This is a genomic window from Luteimonas aquatica, assembly GCF_022662575.1.
GTDB lineage: Bacteria > Pseudomonadota > Gammaproteobacteria > Xanthomonadales > Xanthomonadaceae > Luteimonas > Luteimonas aquatica.
On record NZ_JALBFU010000004.1, the window covers coordinates 136,215 to 159,206 of the forward strand.

General features: G+C 71.6%; 11 protein-coding genes. 8 read left to right on the forward strand and 3 right to left on the reverse strand.

What is annotated here, in order from left to right; all coding sequences use genetic code 11:
* Nucleotide 1: 1 nt before the first annotated feature.
* From MD221_RS11155 to MD221_RS11165, 3 genes are read right to left on the reverse strand one after another with little or no spacing between them, the layout of a single operon-like run.
* Nucleotides 2-199: a DUF1656 domain-containing protein gene (locus MD221_RS11155; RefSeq protein ID WP_242111804.1), complete on the reverse strand. Its 198-nt coding sequence runs from the start codon at nucleotides 197-199 to the stop codon at nucleotides 2-4.
* Entirely contained in the window at nucleotides 189-2,366 is a 2,178-nt protein-coding gene (locus MD221_RS11160) for an FUSC family protein (protein WP_242111806.1), read from the reverse strand. Before MD221_RS11160 ends, MD221_RS11155 begins: the two co-directional genes overlap by 11 nt.
* A gap of 8 nt (nucleotides 2,367-2,374) precedes the next feature.
* A complete protein-coding gene (locus MD221_RS11165) occupies nucleotides 2,375-2,875 on the reverse strand; it encodes a MarR family winged helix-turn-helix transcriptional regulator (protein ID WP_242111808.1) in 501 nt (166 codons plus the stop codon).
* A gap of 384 nt (nucleotides 2,876-3,259) precedes the next feature.
* Here MD221_RS11165 and MD221_RS11170 point away from each other — a divergent pair, with 384 nt between their 5' ends.
* The 8 genes from MD221_RS11170 to MD221_RS11205 all read left to right on the forward strand — a co-directional run bounded on the left by MD221_RS11170 (nucleotide 3,260) and on the right by MD221_RS11205 (nucleotide 22,837).
* Entirely contained in the window at nucleotides 3,260-4,894 is a 1,635-nt protein-coding gene (locus MD221_RS11170) for a ShlB/FhaC/HecB family hemolysin secretion/activation protein (RefSeq protein ID WP_242111809.1), read from the forward strand.
* Between the two features lie 23 nt (nucleotides 4,895-4,917).
* Nucleotides 4,918-6,726 (forward strand): DUF2341 domain-containing protein, encoded by a 1,809-nt coding sequence (locus MD221_RS11175; RefSeq protein ID WP_242111810.1) that lies wholly within the window; start codon nucleotides 4,918-4,920, stop codon nucleotides 6,724-6,726.
* A 2-nt stretch (nucleotides 6,727-6,728) separates the two neighbouring features.
* Nucleotides 6,729-7,139, forward strand: coding sequence for an ExbD/TolR family protein (locus tag MD221_RS11180; protein WP_242111811.1), 411 nt, complete (start codon nucleotides 6,729-6,731; stop codon nucleotides 7,137-7,139).
* Nucleotides 7,140-7,152: 13 nt separating this feature from the next.
* Nucleotides 7,153-7,812: a TonB family protein gene (locus MD221_RS11185; RefSeq protein WP_242111812.1), complete on the forward strand. Its 660-nt coding sequence runs from the start codon at nucleotides 7,153-7,155 to the stop codon at nucleotides 7,810-7,812.
* A gap of 208 nt (nucleotides 7,813-8,020) precedes the next feature.
* A complete protein-coding gene (locus tag MD221_RS11190; protein WP_242111813.1) occupies nucleotides 8,021-9,736 on the forward strand; it encodes a putative porin in 1,716 nt (571 codons plus the stop codon).
* 1 nt (nucleotide 9,737) lies between these two features.
* Nucleotides 9,738-10,379 (forward strand): hypothetical protein, encoded by a 642-nt coding sequence (locus MD221_RS11195; protein ID WP_242111814.1) that lies wholly within the window; start codon nucleotides 9,738-9,740, stop codon nucleotides 10,377-10,379.
* A complete protein-coding gene (locus tag MD221_RS11200; protein ID WP_242111815.1) occupies nucleotides 10,376-10,756 on the forward strand; it encodes a hypothetical protein in 381 nt (126 codons plus the stop codon). The genes MD221_RS11195 and MD221_RS11200 overlap by 4 nt, the downstream gene beginning before the upstream one ends.
* Before the next feature lie 102 nt (nucleotides 10,757-10,858).
* The gene (locus MD221_RS11205) at nucleotides 10,859-22,837 is read left to right on the forward strand and encodes a filamentous haemagglutinin family protein (protein ID WP_242111816.1); all 11,979 of its coding nucleotides are present in this window, start codon (nucleotides 10,859-10,861) and stop codon (nucleotides 22,835-22,837) included.
* Nucleotides 22,838-22,992: the final 155 nt, after the last annotated feature.

A 22,992-nucleotide genomic window follows, 5' to 3' on the forward strand; every position in this document is an offset into this window, starting at 1 on the left:
GTCAGAAGAGCAGCAGGCCGAAGCCGCAGAAGAGGCAGACGAAGAGGGCGATGCGGAACAGCGGCGGATGCCAGACGAAGCGGTACAGGCCGTAGCGGCCGGCCACCGCGTCCAGGCCCCACAGCACGCCGAGCATCAGCGCGAACCACAGCAGCACGCCGGGCATCAGCGCGCCGCCCAGGGAAAATTCATACGGCACGGGGGGACTCCTCGGCAGGCGGCGCAGGCGGTACCGCGGCGGGCATGTAGTCGGCGAGCACCGACTCGGCATCGACCAGGCTGATGCGGATCAGGTGCAGGTGGTGCAGCAGGCCGCGCGCCTGCGGCAGTTCCGGCAGCAGGCGATGCGCGGCGGCGATGGCCGCCAGCACGCGCTCGCGCGCGGCCAGGTAGCGCGCCGCGTCGGGCGCTTCGTACAGCCGCGCCACCGCCGCCAGCGCTTCGGCGACGGCGTCCGCGGCGGCTGGCGGCAAGGCCAGCGCGGCCGCGTCGCGGCGCAGTTCGATCAGCGCGCGCCCGGTCTCGTGCACGGCCAGCGCCCAGGCCAGCAGCGCCCGCGAGGCCTCGCTGCCCGGCGCGGTGTGCGCGACCACCTGCTGCAGCAGGTCGCGGTTCACGCTCTCGAAGCGATGGCGCAGTCCCGGCAGCGGCGCCTGCGCGGCCAGCGCCACCTGTCCGCGCAGGCTGGCGAGCTGGCGGCGGCGCATCCAGGCGCTGCCCGCGGCCGGCGGCAGCAGCTGGAACGCCAGGACCGTGGCACCGACGCTGGCGATCTGGGCGATGGCGTTGTTGAGGAAGCCGGCCGGGTCGTAGTGCATCGCGTTGGTCAGGCCCATCGTCGTGGTCAGGCACATCAGGTAGCCCAGGCCGACCGCCGCCAGCGCCGGGCGCGTGGTCATGTAGGCGCCGAACAGGAACAGCGGGGCGATGCAGGCCGCCAGCAGCGCGAATCCGTCCACGCGCGGCAGCAGCCAGAACACCGCGGCGTAGGCCACCGCCGTGCCGAGCACGAATCCGCCCAGCAGGTGCAGGCTGAGCCTGGCCGGCGCCGGCGCGGTGGCGAACAGCGCGCACAGGATGCTGGCCAGCAGCATCGCGGTGGCCCCGGAGGGCCAGCCGGTCACGATCCAGAAGGCGCTCAGCGCCAGCATCACCAGCACGGTGCGCAGCGTCGCCAGTCCGGCGCCGGCCAGGTCGTTGCCGCGCGCGAAGCGCACCGTCTCCACCGCGCCGGCCGGCGGGCGCGGACGGCGCAGGCTGGCGGCGACCTCGACGTAGGCGTGCAGCTCGCCGGCGAAGCGCCGCACCAGCTCGGCGCCGGTGTCGAAGTCGTCGGCGTGCGCGGACCGCGCGAACGCCGCGCGCAGCGCGCGGCCGCGCGCCGGCAGCGCCGCCACGCAGGCCGAGAGCCCGGGCAGCAGCGCCTGCGAATCCGGCTCGCCGCCTTCCGGCACGGCCAGCGCCTCAGCCAGCGGCCGGTACAGCGCGATCAGGGCCTGGGCGACGTCCGCGTTGCCGCCGCGGATCAGGCGGTTGATCAGATGGTGCAGCGACTGGAAGCTGGTGGACACCGCCATGAAGCGCTGGTTGAACAGGCGCAGGCGGCCGCTGCGCGCGCGCGTGTCCGGGTCCTCGAAGATCACCGAGCTGCGCAGGTCCTCCAGCGTGGTGGCCTCGCGCACGAAGCGCAGGTGCGCCTTCTCCATCGCCTCGCGCGTAGGCGTCCACCGATTCTCCGCTCCGCCGATGCTGTCGCGCACGAAGCCGACGAAGCCCCAGAACTGCGTACGCGCGGCCGCGCGCAGCGCATCGCGCATGCGGCTGGGGAACACCACGTCGCTGATCACGCCGCTGACCAGCAGGCCGAGCAGCACCTCGGCGATGCGCGCCATCGCCGAATCGAACACCGCGGTGGGATGCGAGACCACCGGCAGCGCCACGATCGCCGCGGTGTAGCCGGCCAGCACGAAGGCGTAGGACTTGAAGTTGCGGTACAGCGTGGCGCCGCCGGCGCACAGGCCCAGCCACAGCGCCAGCGCCGGCAGGAACAGTTCGCGCTGCTGCGGGAACAGGCCCATGATCAGCAGCGCGGCGCCCGCGCCGGCGAAGGTGCCCAGCGTGCGGTAGAAGCTCTTGGCCAGCACCATGCCGCTCTGCCGGTGCATGACGATGACCGTGGTCATCATCGCCGTGGACGGCTGCTCCAGCTCCAGGCGCATCGCCAGCCAGCCGGTCAGGCAGTAGATCAGCAACGAGCGCAGCACGAACAGCCAGGTGCCGCCCTCCTCGCGCAGGAAATCGCTTTTGAAAGCCGCCTGCGCGAGCAGGCCTCGGTCCTGGGCGGCGGGGGCGGGCGCGGCGGACATGGCGTGGCTCAGCCGGCGTAGCTGGAGAAGCCGGAGAGCATTTTCTTGAGCAGGCGCTCGAGGTGCTCCAGCTCGCGCGCGCTCAGCGCCGCGGTCTCGCGGTCGAGCAGGCGCGAGATGCCCGGCAGCATGCGCCCGATCAGCGCGTCGCCCCTGGCGGTCAGCGACAGCGTCACCTTGCGCCGGTCCTCGGCGTTGCCCGAGCGCGCCAGCAGCCCCTTGTCGCAGAGGCGGTCGGTGAGGCGGGTGATGTTGGCGAATTTTTCGCCGGCGGCCTCGGCCAGCTCCGAGGGCGTCACCGCGTTGTCGGCGCTGCCGTAGAGCATCATCAGCAGGTTGTATTCCGGATGGTTGATGCCGAAGGGCTTGAGCAGCGCGTTGGCGTCGTCCTGCACGTGCTTGTGCAGGCGCTTGATCAGCCGCACCACCACCGCCGGCGCGCGCGGGAAAGCCGGATGCTTGCGGCGGGTGACGTCGATGCGCTGCTCGGTGGCGGCGAAGGGGTTCATCGCGGGGGATCGGGAATCAACATAAGCATATATTACATTTATGAAATATATGCAGGGTGAACGGCTTCGCCCCGCCGGGCCGTCATCGCCAGGGAGCGGCCGCCGATTCGAGGGGAGGGCGCGAGCGGACATCGCGAATCCGGTCGGGGCAGCGCCTGGTGCCCGGTATCAGGACGGTCGCTGATCCGCCCCGTGCCGCGACAAGGCGCATTCACCTCCGGAGCACGCCACCGGCGCCGTCTCATGTCCGCGCGGTGACTGCCCGGTGACAGCGGATCGGGGCATGTCACATTTTTGTTCGATGACGGTCATCGCCGCTTTCTAGGCTTGCGTTTTGGCCGGCGCGATCGATGGCGCGGCACGCTTTTCGGGGTGGTGTTGCACATGGATTTCCGCATCGCGGCGATGTTCGCGCTGACCTTCGCTGCCGCTCCCGCCTGTGCCCAGGACGCCGGCACGCCGGCGCCGGACGGGCAGGCCGCGCCCAGGCGTTTCGACGTCATGGCCTACCAGGTGCTGGGCAACACCCAGCTGCAGCCGGTGGAGATCGAGCGCGCGGTCTATCCCTACCTGGGGCCGCAGCGCACCGAGGCCGACGTCGACGGCGCGCGCGCCGCGCTGCAGAAGCTTTACGACGACAAGGGCTTTCCCACCGTCAGCGTCTCGGTGCCGGAACAGGACGCGGCCAGCGGCCTGGTGACGCTGCAGGTGAGCGAGCAGCGGATCGGCCGCCTGCGCGTGGTCGGCGCCGACTACTTCTCGCCCGACGCGGTCGCGCGCGGCGCGCCGTCGCTCAAGGAAGGCGGGGTACCCAACTTCAAGGACGTGCAGCGCGACATCGTCGCGCTCAACCAGCTGCCCGACCGGCGGGTGACGCCGGAGATCAAGCCCGGCATCGGCCCGAACACGGTGGACGTGGACCTGACCGTGGACGACAGCCTGCCCCTGCACGGCTCGCTGGAGCTCAACAACCGCAACAGCGCCAACACCACCGACCTGCGCCTGAACGCGACGCTGCGCTACGACAACCTCTGGCAGCGCGGCCATAGCCTCAGCCTCTCGGCGCAGACCGCTCCGGAGCGGCCTTCCGACGCGAAGGTGTTCTCGGCCTCCTACCTGGCGCGGCTGACCGATTCGCCCTGGTCGCTGCTGGCCTATGCGGTGCGCAGCGACAGCGACATCGCGGTGATCAGCGACTTCAGCGTGATCGGCAATGGCACCCTGGCCGGCGTGCGCGCGATCCGCGCGCTTCCCGCGCGCGAGGGCTTCTTCCATTCGCTGAGCCTGGGCGTGGACTACAAGCACTTCGAGGAGGAGTCGGACTTCGGCGCGAGTTCGGATTCCTCGCCGATCGAGTACTACCCGCTCAACCTGGCCTACAACGCCGACTGGGTGCGCGAGCGCTCGCGCAGCAGCTTCGGCGCCACGCTGGCGGCCAACCCGGGCGGGATCGGCATCGGCGACGGCCGCTGCGGCAAGACCGGGTGCAATCCGCCGCAGCCGGGCAGCTTCGACTACAAGCGCTACAACGCCCGCCCGAATTTCTTCCACCTGCGCCTGGAGGGATCGCACACGCGCACGCTGGGCGAGGATTTCCAGCTGTTCGGACGCGTGCAGACCCAGCTGTCCACCGAGCCGCTGATCAGCAACGAGCAGACCAGCATCGGCGGCCTGGACACCGTGCGCGGCTACAAGGAAAGCGAGGCGCTGGGCGACTACGGCGCGACCGCGCAGCTGGAGCTGCGCAGTCCCTCGTTCGCCGGCTGGTTCGGCGCGTTCATGCAGGAGGCGCGGGCGCGCGCTTTCGTCGACGGCGGCTACGTGCGCATCCACAAGCCGCTGCCCGAGCAGCTGCCGAGCGAGACGCTGGTCAGCGTCGGCATCGGCGCGAGCGTGAAGGTCTTCGACCACTTCAACGGCTCGCTCGACCTGGCCGCGCCGCTGTCGCGGCCGGGCGGCGACAAGGCGCCCAAGCAGGACGATTTCAACATGCTGTTCCGTTTGTGGGGCGAGTTCTAACCACCAGTTTCCGGAGAAGGATCGTGTCCAGATTGCGAGTCTTGCTGTCCCTGCTGCTGCTGTTGTCGGCGCTGCCCGCGCAGGCGGCCTCCTGGTGGGACGGCAAATGGGCCTATCGCGCCAAGATCGACCTCAACACGACCTCGACCGGCGCGGCGCTGCAGCAGCCGGCCGGGCGCACGGCGGTGCTGGTGCGCCTGCACTCGGGCAATTTCAATTTCGCCGACGCCAAGGAGGACGGCAGCGACGTGCGCTTCGTCGCCGGCGACGACCGCACGCCGCTGAAGTACCACTTCGAGAAGTACGACGGCCTGGTCGACCAGGTGGCCCTGGCCTGGGTGGACGTGCCGGCGCTGGACGCCAATGCGCAGGCGCCGCTGTACGTGTACTTCGGCAACCCGGAGGCGGCCGGCGGCGGCGACGCCAAGGGCAGCTACGACGCCGATACCGTGGCCGTGCTGCATTTCGCCAGCCAGGCGGCGGCCGGGCAGGACGCCACCGCCTACGGCAACAACGCCGGCGCGCCGCTGACGCTGGCCGAGGCGGGTCTGATCGGCGCCGGGCTGCGCCTGGACGGACAGGCGCCGGTGGCGGTGCCGGCTTCTTCCTCCTTGAATCTGGCGGCGGCGCAGCCGTTGACGCTGTCGTTGTGGGCCAAGCCGGCGGCGAGCGATGCCAGCGGCGTGATCGCCGCGCTGCCCGGCGCGCTGACGCTGCTGCTGGAGAACGGCGCGGTCGTCGCCGAGGCCGCGGCCGGCGGCGCGCCGCTGCGCACGCCGGCCGGCAGCCCGATCAAACCCGATGCCTGGACGCACATCGCCGTGCGCGCCGACGGCAAGTCGCTGACGGTGTACGTCAACGGGCAGGCGGCCGGCGAGGTCGCGGCGGCATTGCCCGCCGCCAACGGCGGCCTGCTGATCGGCGGCGAGCCGGGCGCGCAGCGCGCCAATTTCATCGGCCAGATCGACGAGGTCGAACTGTCCAAGGCCGCGCGTCCGCCGGCCGCGATCGAAGCCGCCGCGCGCAGCCAGGGCACCGATGCGCGGCTGATCGCCTTCGATCCGGTGGAACAGCGTTCCGGCGACGGCGGCCACAGCTACTTCGGCATCCTGTTCGGCGCGCTGACCGTGGACGCCTGGGTGGTGATCGCGATCCTGGGCGTGATGGCGCTGATCAGCTGGTGGGTGATGATCGGCAAGGGCCTGTTCGTCAGCGCCACCGCCAAGGCCAACGAACGGTTCCTGGCCGCGTTCCGCAAGCGCGCCGGCCAGCATCCGCTGCACGACCCGGTGTGGGTGCGCGATGCCGAGGGCGCCGGCCCGCTCAGCGGCGAGCGCTCCAACCTGGCGCGGCTGCTGGCCGTGGGACTGGAGGAGCTGCGCGACCGCGTGGCCGCCGGCGGCGGACGCTCGGTGGTGCGGCCGCAGTCGATCGCCGCGATCCGCTCCGCGCTCGACGCCGCCGCGGTGCGCGAGGCGCAGCGGCTCAACCGCCTGATGGTGCTGCTGACCATCGCCATTTCCGGCGGCCCCTTCCTCGGCCTGCTCGGCACCGTGGTCGGCGTGATGATCACCTTCGCCGCGGTGGCGGCGGCGGGCGACGTCAACATCAACGCCATCGCGCCCGGCATCGCCGCCGCGCTGCTGGCCACGGTCGCCGGCCTCGGCGTCGCGATCCCGGCGCTGTTCGGCTACAACTACCTGCTCAGCCGCACCGAGGCGATCTCGGCGGACATGCAGGTGTTCGTCGACGAGCTGGAGAAGCGCATCGCCGAGGACTACGCCGGCGATGCGCTCGCGCCGCACCTGGCGCGCGAGCCCGCGGGAGCCTGAGCATGAAAGTGCAGGGCAAGAAACCCTACGACGACATCAACATCACGCCGATGCTGGACCTGGCGTACGTGCTGCTGGTGATCTTCATCATCATGACCACGGCCGCGGTGCAGGGCATCAAGGTCGAGCTGCCCAAGGCCAGCGCGGCGCAGCCGCTGTCGCAGCCCAAGACCAAGGTCATCGCCATCGACAACAACGGCCAGGTCAGCATCGACGCGATCCCGGTGAGCATGAGCGAGCTGGAGCAGCAGTTGCGCAACGCGCTGGCCAACGACGCCGACCTGCCGGTGGTGCTGCGCGGCGACCGCACCGTGCAGTACGAGAAGGTGATGGCGGTGCTGGACCTGTGCAGCAAGCTCGGCATCGCCTCGATCGGCCTGGCCTCGCAGCGCCCGCCGGCGGGCGGATCGTGACGACGGCGCGCGCATGAACGTCCCCGCGCGCCCGCGCCGGCTTTCCTGGCTCGTCGCCCTGGTGGTGCTGGGCGCGTTCGCGCTGCTGGTGTGGTGGGTGGCGAAGCTGATGCAGGGCGGTCCGTCGGTGCAGAAGCGCGAACCGCCGCGCATTACCCAGGTGATCCTGCCGCCGCCGCCGCCCCCACCGCCGCCGCCACCCAAGGAGCCGCCGGAGCCGAAGGAACCGGAGCTGGTCGACACCACGCCCTTGCAGGAGATCGCGCCCACGCCCGAGACACCGGCGCCGCCCGGCGATCCGCTCACCGCCGACGCCGGCCCGGGCAACGACGCCTTCGGTTTGCCGGGCGGGGAGGGCGGCGGCACCCGCATCGGCGGCAAGGGCGGTGGCGGCAGTCCGTTCGCCGGCTACGCCGCCACCGTGCAGCGCGCGGTGCAGCAGTTCCTGCAGCGCGACAAGGACACGCGCAAGGGGCGCTACAGCGCCGTGGTGGCGGTGTGGCTGCGCGCGGACGGCAGCATCGAGCGCTCGCAGATCGTCACCTCGGCCGGCAAGCCGGAGCTCGACGCGGCGATCGTGCGCGCGCTGCAGGACCAGACGATCCCGCAGGCGCCGCCGGCCGATCTGCCGCAACCGATCAACCTGCGCATCGGCGCAAGCGCGGCGGGGTGAGGGTGAGGAACCGCGCGCTTTGCGAACGCCCACAAGGCGTTCGCAGCGGTTCCGAACGCCCGGCCAAGGATGGCCGGGCCGGACGGGCCGAAGCCAGCGATGTGCCGCCAAGGATGGCAACACGAAGCAAGTAAAAGCAGCGAACAACAAACCGCACCAACAACAGCAGCCTGCCATCGCACCACCGCCTCACACCGGACTCGGACCCATGCCTTCCATGCCGCACTTCTCCCTCCGCACGCCGACATCCTCGCGTCTGGCGCCCCTGGCACTCGCCCTGCTCCTCGCCGCCCACCTCGCCCACGCCCAGAGCGTCCCCGCCGGCGTCGACGCCTCGCGCATCAGTCCGCAGGCGACGCTGAAGCTGATCGACCTGCTGGTGAAGAAGGGCGTGCTCACCCGCGCCGAGGCCGACGACATGATCCGCGAGGCCGCCGCCGCGACGCCCGCGGTCGCGGCCGCGCCGGCGCCGGCGCCGGCCTACCAGACCCAGCCGGGCGCGGTGGTGGTGCCCTACATCCCGGAGGTGGTGCGCGAGCAGATCAAGGACGAGTTGCGCGCGGAAGTGACGCAGCAGGCCAAGGAGGAGGGCTGGGCCGCGCCCAACCAGCTGCCGGAATGGACCCAGCGCGTGCAGCTCTACGGCGACGTGCGCGTGCGCGCCGAGAGCGTGTTCAACGACAACGGCAATTTCAACCAGTTCCCGGATTTCGGCGGCATCAACGCCGGCTCCGGCTTCGACGTGGTCGGATTCAACAATCCGGGCTTCATCAACACCACCAAGAACCGCGGCCGCATGCGCGTGCGCGCGCGCCTGGGCGTGAAGGCGCAGATCGCCGACTGGATCCAGGCCGACGTGCGCCTGGCCACCGGCAGCGACCGCAGCCCGGTGTCGACCAACCAGACGCTGGGCGGCGGCGGCAACCTGTCCAAGTATGCGCTGTGGCTGGACCGGGCCTACCTGCGCCTGACCCCGATCGAGCACCTGAGCGTGGACGCCGGCCGCTTCGGCAACCCGTTCTGGACCAGCGAGCTGCAGTTCGACAACGACCTCAACTTCGACGGCATCGCCGCCAAGTACGAATACATGCCCGGCGCGGATTTCTCGCCCTGGGCCACTGTCGGCTTCTTCCCGGTGTTCAACACCGACTTCGACTTCGGCTCCACCGACGTCAACAAGACCAGCAGCCGCGACAAGTGGCTGTACGGCGGCCAGGTCGGAGCCAGCTGGAAGTTCAACGACGACCTGTCGCTGAAGCTGGCGCTGGGCTATTTCGAGTACGACAAGTTCGAGGGCAAGCTGTCCACGCCCTGCGTGGTGCTCAGCTCGAACTACACCTGCGACACGGACCTCTCCAGGCCGCAGTTCCAGCAGTTCGGCAACACCCTGTTCCCGATCCGCAACATCATCGTCAACCCGGACCTGCCCAACAGCCCGCAGCTGCAGTACTACGGCTACGCCAGCAAGTTCGGCGTCGCCAATCTGCACGCCGCGCTGGCCATCGACGCCTTCGACCCGGTGCGCATCCTCATCGAGGGCGACGTGGTGAAGAACACGCGCTACGACGCCAACCGCATCCGCGCATTGGGCGCGGTGAACAACCTCGGCACCGACAACCGCTACGACGGCGGCGACATGGGCTACTTCCTCAACCTCACCGTCGGCCAGGGCAGGATCGCCAAGGCCGGCGACTGGAACGCCAGCGTGGGCTATCGCTACCTGGAATCGGACGCGGTCCCGGATGCCTTCACCGACTCGGATTTCCACCTCGGCGGCACCAATGCCCAGGGCTTCATCCTCGGCGGCGCCTATGGCCTGGCGCGCAATACCTGGCTCGGCCTGCGCTGGCTGAGCGCCAAGGAGATCTCCGGCCCGCCGTACGCCACCGACGTGCTGCAGATCGACCTCAACGCGGAGTTCTGAGATGCGCAGCCTGTTCGGTTGGCCCGTCGTCGTCGCCCTGCTCGCGGCGCCTTTCCTCGCGCCGGCGCAGGCGCAGTCGAACAACGAGGCGCGGCTGCGCGATGCGCTGCGCGAGACCGCCGCCCGGCTGCGCACGGCCGAGGCCGCGCTGGCGGAGCAGCAGCTGGCCACGGCCGCCGCGCAGCGCGAACGCGACGCGCTGAAGGCGCGCCCCGCGCCCGCCGCGGAGAACGGCCGCGAAGCGGCATTGCGCGGTCAGGTGGCGCAGCTCGGCGGCGCGCTGGCGCAGGCGCGGGCCGAGGAGCAGAAATGGCGCGAGGCCGAGCAGCGCGCCAGCGAGCTCGCGCGGCGCCAACAGAGCGAGCGCGCCGTCCTCGACGACCAGCTCGCCAAGGCGCGCGCGCAATCGGCGCAGTGCGCGGCGAACACGCAGGCGATGTACGAGACCGGCCGCGAGATCGCCGCGCTCTACCGCGATCCCGCGTTCGTCGAGTTCGTGCGCGGCCATGGCCGCGAGCTGATCGGACGCGACCGGGTCAGAAACGAGAATCGCGTGCGCGCGCTGGAGGATCGCCTGGCCGCCACCTACGCCCAGGCGCAGGCTTGCCGCGGCGCGGCCGTGGCACAGGGCAGCCAGCCATGAACGCGCGGGCGCCGGCCGTCGCGCTGTTGCTGTGCGGCCTCGCGGCCGCCGGCCAGGCCCAGGCGCAGCGGCTGCAGGCGCGTGCCGCCGCGCCGTCGGCGCCTTGCGTGCAGGTGCGCATTGGCGAGGAGGAAGCCGGCCGGCTCGACTGCCTGAACCGGATGCTGCAGGACGCGGTGCAGCGGACGGCGCCGCTGGCGAACGTCGACGGCCCGGATGCGCAGCGCGTGCCGATCGCGCTGGGACAGCCGACGCCGGCCGCGCTCAGGCAGCGCTACGGCGATGCCTACGGCCGCTCGCTGACGCCGCAGCGCCCGCAACGCATGTTCCCGTCGAACACGCTCCGTCCGCCAGGCGCGATCGCGCCCGGGCGCTGACATCCGCCCTTCGCCGCGCTGTCACGAAACCATGCTCGACTGCAGCCGCAGGCTGCTTCCCGACAGGCTGCCTCCAGGCAAGGGCTCCCCAAGGATTTGGCCATGACCCGCAACCGTTCCGTCTCCCGTCCCGTGCGCGTGCTGCTGCTCAGCGCGGCGATTTCCGCGGCGCTGTTCGACCAGGCGCAGGCCCAGTCCAATCCGTTCCTGCGACGCGGCGGCAATCCCGGCGAGGAGGCGGCGCGCGCGGCGCAGCGCCAGGGACTGCAATCAGTGCAGGCGCAGCAGATGGCGCAGAAGTCGCTGCAGGCCTTCCAGCGCGCCGCGCAGCTGCGCGCCTCGCTCGACGCGGTGCAGGCGGCCGCGCGCGCGGCCGCGGCGCAGTCGGGCGGCGGCATTCCCGACGGCCTGGTCAAGGGCGGGCTGAAGGTCGTCGACAACGTGATCGTCGACACCGGCCCCATCCAGGCCGGCGATCCGCGCCTGAGCTGGAACAACATCTGGTTCGGCGCCAAGGATCCGAAGCAGACCGTCGCCGACGGCCAGACCCAGGTCACCATCGAGCAGACCCAGAAGAAGGCGATCCTGAACTGGGAGACCTTCAACGTCGGCACCCGCACCACGGTGAAGTTCGACCAGTCCGCCGGCGGCAAGGAGGCCTCGCAGTGGATCGCGCTCAACCGCGTCAACGATCCCAACGCCGCGCCCAGCCGCATCCTCGGCCGCATCGAGGCCGAGGGGCAGGTCTACCTGCTCAACCGCAATGGCGTCGTGTTCGGCGGCGCCAGCCAGGTCAACACGCACTCGCTGCTGGCCTCCTCGCTCGACCTGTTCTCCGCCGACATCGCGCAGAGCAACCAGAAGTTCCTCGGCCAGGGGCTGCGCGGCGGCACCGGCCTGTCGGACGTGCTCACCGGCATCGAGCAGTTGCAGCAGGGACACACGCCCGGCGACATCCGCATCGAGGCCGGCGCGCGCATCGGCACCGGCGCCGGCGGCTATTCGCTGATCGTCGGCGCCAACGTCGAGAACGCCGGTAGCGTGTCCGCGCAGGACGGGCAGGCCATGCTGGTCGCCACCGCGCTGGGTGTGCGCCGCGACACCAGCGGCGCGAACACGCGCGACAACCGCCTGCCGCTGACCTTCGAGGGTTTCTTCGTCGGCAGCGAGACCGACCTGAGCGGCACCGGCAGGCTGGTCAACACCGGCATCGTCTCCTCCAAGCGCGGCGACGCCACCCTGGTCGGCTACCGGGTCGAGCAGCGCGGACTGGTGAGCGCGAGCACCAGCATCAGCCGCCCGGGCAGCATCTCGCTGCTGGCGCTGGACCAGATCGGCGCGCGCAACGGCAGCGGCCTGGGCAACAACTACGGCGGCGTGCTCGAACTGGGCAAGGACTCGGTCACCAGCATCGTGCCCGAGCTCGACGGCGAGACCACCACTTCCGGCGGCAGCGCCGACAAGGCCTTCGTGCCGCCGTCGATGACGCTGGCGGGCGCGCAGGTCGGCTTCCGCGAGAACTCGCTGGTGCTGGCGCCCGGCGCCAAGGTCGACGTGGTCGGGCTGGGCTCCAACCTCGACGCCAGCGCGCGGCGTCCGCCGCTCAACAGCCGCATCCTGATGGAGACCGGTTCCACCATCAACGTCGCGGGACTGGCCGACGTCCAGCTCGACATGTCCTCGAACCTGGTCGAGATCCCGCGCGTGGGCCAGAACGAGCTGGCCGACTCGCCGAACCAGCGCAATGGCGCCTTCTACCGCCAGCAGGTGGTGTTCGACCGGCGCGAGCAGGGCACGCGCGGCGACGGCGTGAAATGGGTCGGCAGCCCGCTGCTCAACGCGCTGGGCTACACCGACCAGGTACCGCGCAAGATCGACGAGATGCTGATCCACGGCGGCACCGTGAACGTGATCGGCCGCGACTTCGTCATGCAGAAGGGATCGAAGATCGACCTGGACGGCGGCTTCGTGCATTTCCTCGGCGGCATGGTCGAAACCCAGCGCCTGCTCGGCGCCGACGGCCGCGTCTACGACCTGTCCACCGCCGACCCGATGCTCAACTACGTCGGCTTCGCCGGCGAGCAGCGCCTGGACCACAGCCGCTGGGGCGTGAGCGAGACCTACACCAGCCCGCTGGTCGGCAGCCGGCGCTACTACGAATCGGATTACGTGCAGGGCGGCAACGCCGGCACGCTGAACATCGAGCTGGCGCGCGACAACGCCCGGGCGGACCAGCCGGGCGCGCTGATCCTGGACGGCGATCTGTCGGCACGCGCAATCGCCGGACGTTACCAAGTCAAGTTCGGACAAGCGCCGAAGAATGGCGCGCTCAATATCGGCGGCAATTCCGCGTTGCTGGAGAAGGCCTTCGCATTCGGTCCACCGGCCGATACCCGCAGCTGGCAGATCCGCGAGGACCGCACCGGCCTGTCCGAGGGCATCGGCATGGACACGCCGGTGGCCTCGCTGCCCGGCGGCGCGCTGCCGCCGCAGGACCCGGACAATCCCGCGTCCTGGTCGGTGCTCTCGGCCGACATGGTGCGCGAGGCGGGCCTGGGCAGCGTGAGCATCGGTAGCCGGGGCGTGATCGCGGTCGAGGCCAAGACCGAGCTGCAGGTGGCCGACGGCGGCAGGATCGCGCTCAGCGCCGGGCGCGTGGAGGTGCAGGGCGGCCTGACCGCGCATGCGGGCGAGATCGCCCTGACCAGCGCCGGCGGCGAGGTGTATCCGGTCGGCGGCAGCGCCGGCGAGTATTTCGGGCGCGGCGACGTCGTGGTCGGCGCCGGCGCGAAGCTCGATGTCAGCGGCAACTGGGTCAACGACAACGGCCTGCAGCTCGATCGCCAGGTCGGTAAGGCCTTCATCGACGGCGGCAGCATCACGCTGACCGCGCGGCAGAAAGGCTACACATCCGCGGACGGCGTCGAACACGACGCCAGCGGTTCGATCCTGCTGGAAAAAGGCGCCGTGCTCGACGCCTCCAGCGGCGGCTACGTCGACGCCTCGGGCAAGCTGGCGATGCGGGACGGCCGTCCGCTGGGCGCCGGCGGCGACATCGCGCTGCAGACCTACGTGCGCCCGCCGGGCGACGGCGGCGATCCGACCTACCTGATCGACAATCCCAAGCTCGACGACAGCGTCGGCCGGCTGCAGTTCCAGGACGCCACCCTGCGCGCCGACGGCTTCGCCCGCGGCGGCACGCTCGCGCTGCGCGCGTTCGGCATCCGCATCGGCGGCGATGCGCCGGCCGATGCGCGGGTGCTGCACCTGGACGGCGGCTTCTTCGACGGCAAGGCCTTCGGCGGCTACGACCTGTCCGCGGAAACCGACGCGACCATCGTCGCCGGCACGCAGGTGCGGGTGAGTCAGCGCAATCTCGTCCCCGACGTGAACGCGCTGCGCCGCGCCGCGACCGGCACCGACATCCGCGCCGCCCTGCCCGGCAACGGCGGCAGCGCTTATGCCACGCTCGGCCAACTCGATCCCTTCTATCGTCCGGCGACGGACTTCGCGATGCGCGCCGGCGACTACCTCGGCCTGGTCGCGGGCGATCCGACCGGAACGAATCCGGTCACCGGCACGCTGCTGCTCGATCGGGGCGCGCAGCTGACGCTCGATCCGGGCGGCAAGGTGGCGCTGGGCGGACGCGGCCAGGTCAGCGTGCTTGGCGACATCACCGCGCACGGCGGCAGCATCTCCCTGTCGGGCAGCATGCCCGCGGCGGCCTTCAACAGCGGTAGCCGCACGAATTCGGTCTGGGTGGGCGCCGACAGCCGCCTGGACGTGTCCGGCCTCGCCCTGACCGATCCGCTGGCGCCGCCGCGGCCCGGCAGCGACGGCCAGCTGCGCCCGCGCACCGGCAAGGTGCTCGACGGCGGCAGCATCACGCTCAGCAACGAGGGCGGCTACGTGGTCGTCGAGGACGGTGCGCAGCTGGACCTGTCCGGCGCGCGCGCGGTCTTCGACCTGCCCGGCGGCCCCAATCCGTCCAGGCCGGGCACCGACACGCTGCAGCCACGCGCGGTGTGGAGCGACGGCGGCATATTGACGCTGGCCAGCAGCGCCGGCCTGTTCTTCGACGGCCGCATCGCGGCGGCCGGCGGCGACGCGGCCGCGCGCGGGGGCGAACTGCACCTCGTGCCGCTGGCGCAGGACGCCAGCCTCAACCCGGATGCGCTGCGCGCCGAAGGCATCGTCTTCGAGCAGAGCGGCAGCCGCCTGCCCGCCGAACTGCGTCCGGGCGATGTCGTCGAGCCGGGCCAGGACAAGCCCTCGGGCCTGCTGTATTTCGCGGCCGATCGCCTGCAGGGTTCGGGCATCGACACCCTGGTCGCCGGCAACCAGACGCCGGACGGCGCGGCCGAGGAGGCCTCGCTGGTGCCGATCGCCTTCAGCGGCAATGTCGATCTCTCCGTGGCGCGCGCCATCCAGTTCAACGCGCCGCTGTACACGATGCTTCCGGCCGGCAGCAGCGACCTCGCCGCGGTCGGCAGCGGCAACCAGGTGCGCCTGCGCGCGGCCTACGTCGGCCTTAACGGCTTCCGTCCGCGCGGCGGCACGACGCCGGAACTGCCGACGCTGGCGCAGCCGGGCGCCACGTCGCTGACCGTCGTGGCCGACCACATCGACCTCGGCGGCCAGTTCGCGCTGTCCAATGTCGGCCAGGCCAGCTTCGAGAGCCGCGGCGACATCCGCTTCCACACGCCTTCGCCGTACGCCGTCAACCAGGACGGCAGCGCGCGCCTGGGCGAGCTGCTCAGCGCCGGCGACCTGACCTTCAAGGCCGCGCAGCTCTATCCGGGCAGCGGCGAGGGCTTCCTGGTGCGCGCGGTCGGCGCGACCGATCCGCTCACCGGCACGCGCGCGGACACCCGCATCACCGTGCTGCCCAACGGCCAGCGCGGCGTGCCGCTGTCGGCCGACGGCGCGCTGTTCTTCGACGCCACCACGATCGAGCAGCAAGGCACCATCCGCGCGCCCAGCGGGCGCATCGTGCTCGGCATCACCGATCCGACCGACGCGGCCGCGCGCGCGCTGTTCGGCAATCGCGAGCTGGCCGCCACGCAGCGCGTGCATCTGGCCGACGGCAGCCTGACCTCGGTCTCGCTGGAAGGCGCGATCCTGCCCTACGGCACCACCGTCGACGGCCTGCAGTGGCGCTACGACACCGGCGGCAACGGCGGCAACCTCGGCCTGAACGCGCCACCGCAAAAGCGCATCGAGTTCGGCGGCGCGGACATCGCGCTGGACACCGGCGCCACCATCGATCTGTCCGGCGGCGGCGACCTGCAGGCGATCGAGTGGGTGCCCGGCACCGGCGGCAGCCGCGACCTGCTCTCGCCCTACAACACCAGCTATGCCAACGGCGGCAGCGATCAGGTGCCACTGTATCCGGACGCGCGCGGCGTCTACGCGATCGTGCCCGGCCTGCAGTCGCCGGTCGCCGCGACCGATCCCATCTTCGACAAGGGCGCCTCGCCCGCGGCGCTCGGCCGTGCGGTGTATCTGAGCGGCGTGCCGGGGCTGCCCGACGGGGTCTACACCCTGCTGCCGGCCAAGTACGCCACGCTGCCGGGCGCCCTGCGCGTGGTGCAGCGCCCGGGCACGCAGGACGCCACCTCGACGCAGAACCTGGTGCTCCCCGACGGCAGCGTGCGCGTGTCCGGCTACTTCGTCGACGGCCTGACCGGCGCGCGCGATGCGCGCAGCACGCAGTTCGAGGTGCAGTCGCGGCAGGTGTGGGGGCAATATTCCGAATATACCGTCACCGGTGCCAACCGCTTCTTCGCCGACCTGGCGGCGCGCGGCGGCAAGGCCGCGCCGCAGCTGGCGCGCGATGCTGGGCAGCTCATCCTCTCGGCCACGCGCACGCTGGACCTGGGCGCGACGCTCAAGACCGGCGCCGACAAGGGAGGCGCAGCCGCCCAGATCGACATCGCCTCGCGCGCGCTGCAGGTGCGCGATACCGACCACGATGCGCTCGCGGGCTACGTGCAGCTCGACGTGAACGCGCTCAACGCCCTCGGTGCGGGCAGCCTGCTGATCGGCGGCATCCGCGAGCAGACCGCCGAAGGCACCCGCATCGACGTGAAAGCCGACAGCGTGGTGGTGTCCAACGACGCGGCCGATCCTCTGCACGCACCGGAAATCCTGCTCGCGGCCGCGCCGTCGGACGGGCAGGGCGCCGGCCTGCGCATCGAGGGCGGCAGCGCGATCGAGGCGCGCGGCGATCTTTCCGCCGGCAACCTGCGCCCGATCCTGATCGGCCGCGAGGCCGATGCGGCCAAGGGCATCGCCGCCGTCAGCGGCGACGGCGCGCTGCTGCGCCTGTCCAACGCGGGCGAGGCGCCGATCGTGCGCGCGAACGTGCCGGTTGCCGACCAGGCCCAGGGGCGCCTGGAAGTCGGCGCGGACGCGCAGTTGCACGGTGGCGCGTCACTGACGCTGGATTCCACCGGCGACACGCGCGTCTCCGCCGACGCCCTGCTGCAGGGCAAGTCGATCGCCGCCAATGCCGGTCGCATTCGTTTCGACAACGGCAGCCTTGAAAGCGGCGGCTCGGCGGACGCCGGCGGCCTGGTGATCGGCGAGAACAGCCTGAAGCAGTTCGCCGCCGCCGACCGCGTCAGCCTGCGCAGCTACGGCAGCATGGACTTCGTCGGCGACATCGACCTGCGCGTCGACAAGGCGCTCACGCTCAGCGCCGGCACCTTCGCCAGCGACGGCGGCAAGGTGAACCTGTCCGCCGACCGGCTGACCATCGCCAACGAGCTCGGCGCCAAGGGCAGCGGCGCCGCCGGGACCGGGACGCTGACGCTGGGTGGCCGCGAGGTCGCCTTCGGTCAGGGCGACGCCGCCTTCGCCGGCTTCGGCGGCGTCGCGGTGAGCGCCAAGGAGGCCGTCGTCGGCCGCGGCAAGGGCGTCTACGATTTCGGCGCGCTCGACGTCGACGTGCGCGCGCCGGTGATCCGCGCCGACGCCGGCGCCGACAGCACGCTCAAGACCACCGGTGCGCTGCGCCTGTCGCGCAGCGCCGGCGAGGCCTCCGCGCAGGCGCCGCTGGGCGGCGCCTGGACCTTCGTCGGCGGCAGCCTGGAGAGCGATGCGCTGATCCGCGCCAATGCCGGATCGGTCGACCTGCAGGCGACGTCCGGCGACCTGCGGCTGAAGGCCGGCGGCCTGATCGACGTGTCCGGCGCCGAGAAGACCTTCTTCGACACCGCCGCCTACGCGCCTGGCGGCGCGATCGGTCTGCGCGCCGACAAGGGCGGCGTTTTCCTGGCCGAAGGCGCCACGCTCGACTTCTCCGCGCACGCGCGCGGCGGCGACGCCGGCAGCCTGGAAGTCAGCGCGCCGACGCGCAACGCGGAACTGCTGGGCACGCTCAAGGGCGGCGCCGGCCAGGGCGATGGCGGCAGCTTCGGCCTGGACGTGGGCGGCGCCGTCGACCTGGACGCGCTGTCGGCGCGGCTGGCCGCCAGCGGCATCGACGAGGCGATCGCGGTGAAGACCCGCGCCGGCAACCTCGTACTGTCCGAGGGCCACGCCTTGCACGCGCGGCGCGTCAGCCTGGTCGCCGACGGCGGCGAGGACACCGTGCAGCGCGATGCCGCCAACGGCAACGTCATCGTCGACGGCAGCATCGACGCCTCCGGCACGGCCGGCGGCAGCATCGACCTGTGGGGCCGCCACGGCGTGGCGGTGAACGGCAGCCTGCTGGCGAAGGGCTCGGCCGCCGACCAGCGCGGCGGCACGGTGCGGATCGGCACCAGCGGCCACGGCGACGGCACGCTCGATGCCGAGCACGGCTACCAGAACGTCGACGCCGGCGCGGCCGGCATCATCGCGCTCGGCGAGCACGCGCGCATCGACGTCTCCGGCGGCACCGTGGAATTCCGCGCGCCGCTGCTGCGCGGCGGCGAGGTCAACGTGACGATCGACGGCGACGCGCGCATCGCCGGCGCGCGCGAGGTCGGCATGGAGGCCTACGCGGTGTGGAGCACCACCGACGCCAGTACCGATCCGGGCAAGCACTTCGACGGCATCATCGATCCCGCCGGCTGGTACGACGCCAAGGGCGAGCTGGTGGACGGCGCGCTGCGCGACCGCGGCGGCAACCTCGTCTACGCGCGGGCCGGCGGGGTCTGGCGCGATGCCGCCGGCAATCCGCTGTCCGCTCCCCCCAGCGCGGAGGACATGGCCCGCTATTTCTTCACCCCGGACGCGGCCAACGCCGACCACAGCCGGTTCTACGGCTATCTCGACGAGGACGCGCGCACGCCGGGCACCCTGATGGGCTTCGTGCAGCGGCCGGGCTTCGCCTTCGAGCAGCGTTTTGCGCACGTGGCCAACTTCCGCGCGCGCGCCGGCATCGAGCTGCGCAACCCCGACGCCGACGTCAACGGCGGCGCGGTCAGCGTGCTGACCGGCTGGAACCTCGGCTCGGGCGAGACGCCCGACGCGCTGGACTACCGCTACAACGGCAACGCGCCGGTGCTGACGCTGCGCGCGCAAAAGGACGTCGTCATCAAGGCCAGCCTCAGCGACGGCTTCTTCCAGCTCGCCAACAAGTACGGCGGCGGCGGTCCGCAGTCCTCGTTCGGCGTCGTCGACCCGCTGTGGGGCAATGCGCTGAACGTCTTCGCCGGCTACAGCGGCTACGATTTCTCCGCGCTGGTGGCGCGGCCCACGGACGGCATCGCGGGCGATCCGGCGCAGGTCGCGCAGTACTACGCCCAGTACAAGATGCTGCTGGACATGCTGCTCGAGAAGCCGCCGGAACTCGGCGGCGGGCTGGAGTGGATGACCATCTTCCCGTACTTCACCGACTACGGGATTCCGGTGGACCCGGGCCTGCCCGGCGCGCCGCCGCCGCCGACCGGCCCGGCCGACTACGAAAACTATCTCGCCGCCTACAGGAGCTATCTCCTGGCCGCCTACAACGCCGGAAACTCGACGTTCACGGTGCCCGAGTTCCAGCCGCCCGCCCTGCCCGTGCTCGGCCCGGTGCCGCCGGGCAAGCGCTACAACGCGCCGTCGCTGCAGGCGCGCATCGACAATCCGCTGCCGCTGGCGACCGCCACCCTGATCGGCGGCGACAGCAGCCGCTACCGCATCGTCGCCGGCGCCGACCTGTCCAGCGTGCGCCCCGACGCGGTGCGCGAGGGCGGCGAGGGCGATGTCGTGCTCGACGGCCATCGCCGCTTCCAGGAGGCGGGCAGGAGCGACGTGCTCACGCCGACCACGGTGCGCACCGGCACCGGCGAGATCGACATGGTCGCCGCGAACGACCTGCGCTTTGCCGACGTGCTGTCCCCGGCGAGCATCTACACCGCCGGGCGCCCGGTGGCCGGCACCCAGCCCGGGGTCGATGTCGAGGTGAAATACGGCGAGGGGCAGAACGACCCCGCCAGCAGCCGCATCGCCGACGTGGTCGTCGGCGCCAACGCCAACGCCGAGGCGGCCGGCGACATCCTGCTCGAGGCGGGCCGCGACATCCTCGGCAATCGCCAGCTCTACGACGTGGACGGCAGCATCACCGGCCTGGCGGGCAACTACATCGCGCAGTACTGGTGGCCGTGGCTGCAGGTCGGCAATCCGCTCAACGCCAACCAGGACGGCCTGGCGGCGGGATGGATCAACTTCGGCGGCTTCGCCCAGGGCGTGATGAGCGTCGGCGGCAACGTCCGGGTGCGCGCCGACCGCGACATCCGCGAGCTGTCGGTCTCGCTGCCCAGCAACTACGTGGTCGACGCCGACGCGTCGGGCGGGCGCCGCACCTACGGCGGCGGCAACCTCGAGGTTGCCGCCGGGCGCGACGTGCTCGGCGGCGACTACTACGTCGCCAAGGGCGCGGGCACGCTCAAGGCCGGCGGCAGCCTCGGCTCGGCCTTCACCCTCGACGAGCAGGGCCCGAACGGGCAGACGCTGTCCTCGGCGGTGGCCCCGGTGTTCGCCGTGCAGGGCGACAGCGCGTGGTCGATCCAGGCCGGGCGCGGCGCCGAGATCGGCGCGATCGTCAATCCCATGGACCTGGACGCCAACAGCTTCAGCTTCGTGTTCGACAATCTCATCGCGGCGGCGGCCGAGACCGGCCTGGGCGCCGGATCGGCCATCGACATCACCGCCATCGACGGCGACCTGCGCATGAGCACCCTGCTGATGCCGGGTGCGCTGTTCGGCTACGGCGCGCGCGGCACCTTCCCGGGCGACGACGCCAGCCGCGCCAAATCGCCGATGTTCGACAACCTCCTGCCGGCGAGCCTGCGCATGGCGGCGCTCGGCGGCGGGCTGACGGTGGAGCGCGGCGGCCGGCTCTACCCGTCGGCGCTCGGCCAGCTGCAACTGCTGGCCGAGGGCGACATCGCGCTCCACAACGTGACCGGCCTGCCCGGGGAGACGTTGACGATGCTGGACGTCCCGCTCGCCTCCGGCGGCGACATTTCCACGAACCTGCGCGACCAGAAACTGAACCTGCATCGCGACGATGCCGAGCCGGTACGGATCTACAGCGCCCAGGGCGACATCGTCAACGGCCTGGACAGCGAGGGCATGAGCGTCGGTCCCTTGACGCTGGACCTGCCCAAGCCGGCGCGCATCCGCGCCGGCCGCGACATCGTCAACCTCGACCTGCGCGCCCAGAACTACGCCGCCTCCGACATCACGCAGATCGCCGCCGGCCGCGACCTCTACTACACGCCAGCCAGGGGCGCGAGTTCCACCAGCCAGCTGCTGGTCGAAGTCGGCGGTCCCGGCCTGCTGGAAGTGCAGGCCGGCCGCAACATCGGGCCGCTCAATCCCTACGACGTCAACACCAGCCTGACCGCGAACACCGGCGGCTTCCGCACCATCGGCGATCGCGACAACGCCGGCCTGCCCGCCGACGGCGCCGACATCGCCGTGCGCTTCGGCGTCGGGCCGGGCATCGCCACCGGCGCGTTCGCCGCGCGCTATCTCGATCCCGCCGCGGCGGACGCCACCGACGCCTATCGCGCCTGGCTGTCGGAGTTCGTGCTGCGCCTGGAGAACGACCGCCTGCGGCGCGAGGGCCGGCCGCCGCTGGCCTCGATGAGTCCCGAGGAGGCCTGGACGGCGTTCGGCAAGCTCTCGGCCGAACAGCGCCAGCCGCTGGTGGACCGCGTCTTCCTCGACATCCTCAAGCAGGTCGGCATCGACTACCAGAATCCCGCCAGTCCCGACTACCGGCAGTACCGGCGCGGATACGAGGCCATCAACACGCTGTTCCCGGCGCAGTACGGCTACACCGCGAACAACCTGGAAGGCGGCGAGAACGGCGCGGCGCAGCGGGTGCGCACCGGCAGCCTCGACATGCGCGGCTCGACCTTGCAGACGCAGCGCGGCGGCGACGTGCGCATCATCGGGCCCGGCGGCGGCGTGCTGGTGGGCAGCGCGGCGGCGGCGCCGATCATCTTCGACCCGTCCGGCAACGTGATCGTCGGCCCGAAGGACCTCGGCATCCTGGCGATGCAGGCCGGAGACATCGGCCTGTTCACCGACGACAGCGTGCTGCTCGCGCAAAGCCGCGTCTTCACCCAGCGCGGCGGCGACCTGACGATGTGGAGTTCCAACGGCGACATCAACGCCGGCAAGGGCGCCAAGACCAGCTCCGAGAAGTCGCGCAACGCCTATCTGTGCGACACCGACCATTTCTGCCAGGTCGACGCCAGCGGCCAGATCAGCGGCGCCGGCATCGCCGCCTCGCAGACCGATCCGGACGGCGAGCCCGGAGACGCGGTGCTGGTGGCGCCGCGCGGCACCGTCGATGCGGGCGATGCCGGCATCCGCGTCAGCGGCAACCTGATCGTCGCCGCCCAGTTCGTCGCCAATGCCGACAACATCCAGGTGCAGGGCGAGACCGTCGGCGTGCAGGGCGCGCGCGGCACCGACAGCGGCGCGCTGACCGCGGCCTCCTCGGCGGCCTCGGCCGTGTCCGATGCCGCGGGCAATCTCGCCGAGCAGCGGCCGGCGCAGGCGCGCGACGTGCCGGCGGTGATCTCGGTGCAGGTGATCGGCTTCGGCAACTGCGCGCCCGAGGATCCGCGCTGCAAGGCGCGGCAGTAGCGAAGCGGCGCGGCCTCGCGATGCCGGCCGAGGCTCGCGCCGCGGAAAATCCGTCCGCTCCATCGAATAAATGCCGGAGCGGATCCGGCAGGGTATTTATCCCGGCGCCGCTTCGAAAAACGCGCGCGTCCGGCAGATGCCGGCAGCCGGCATGA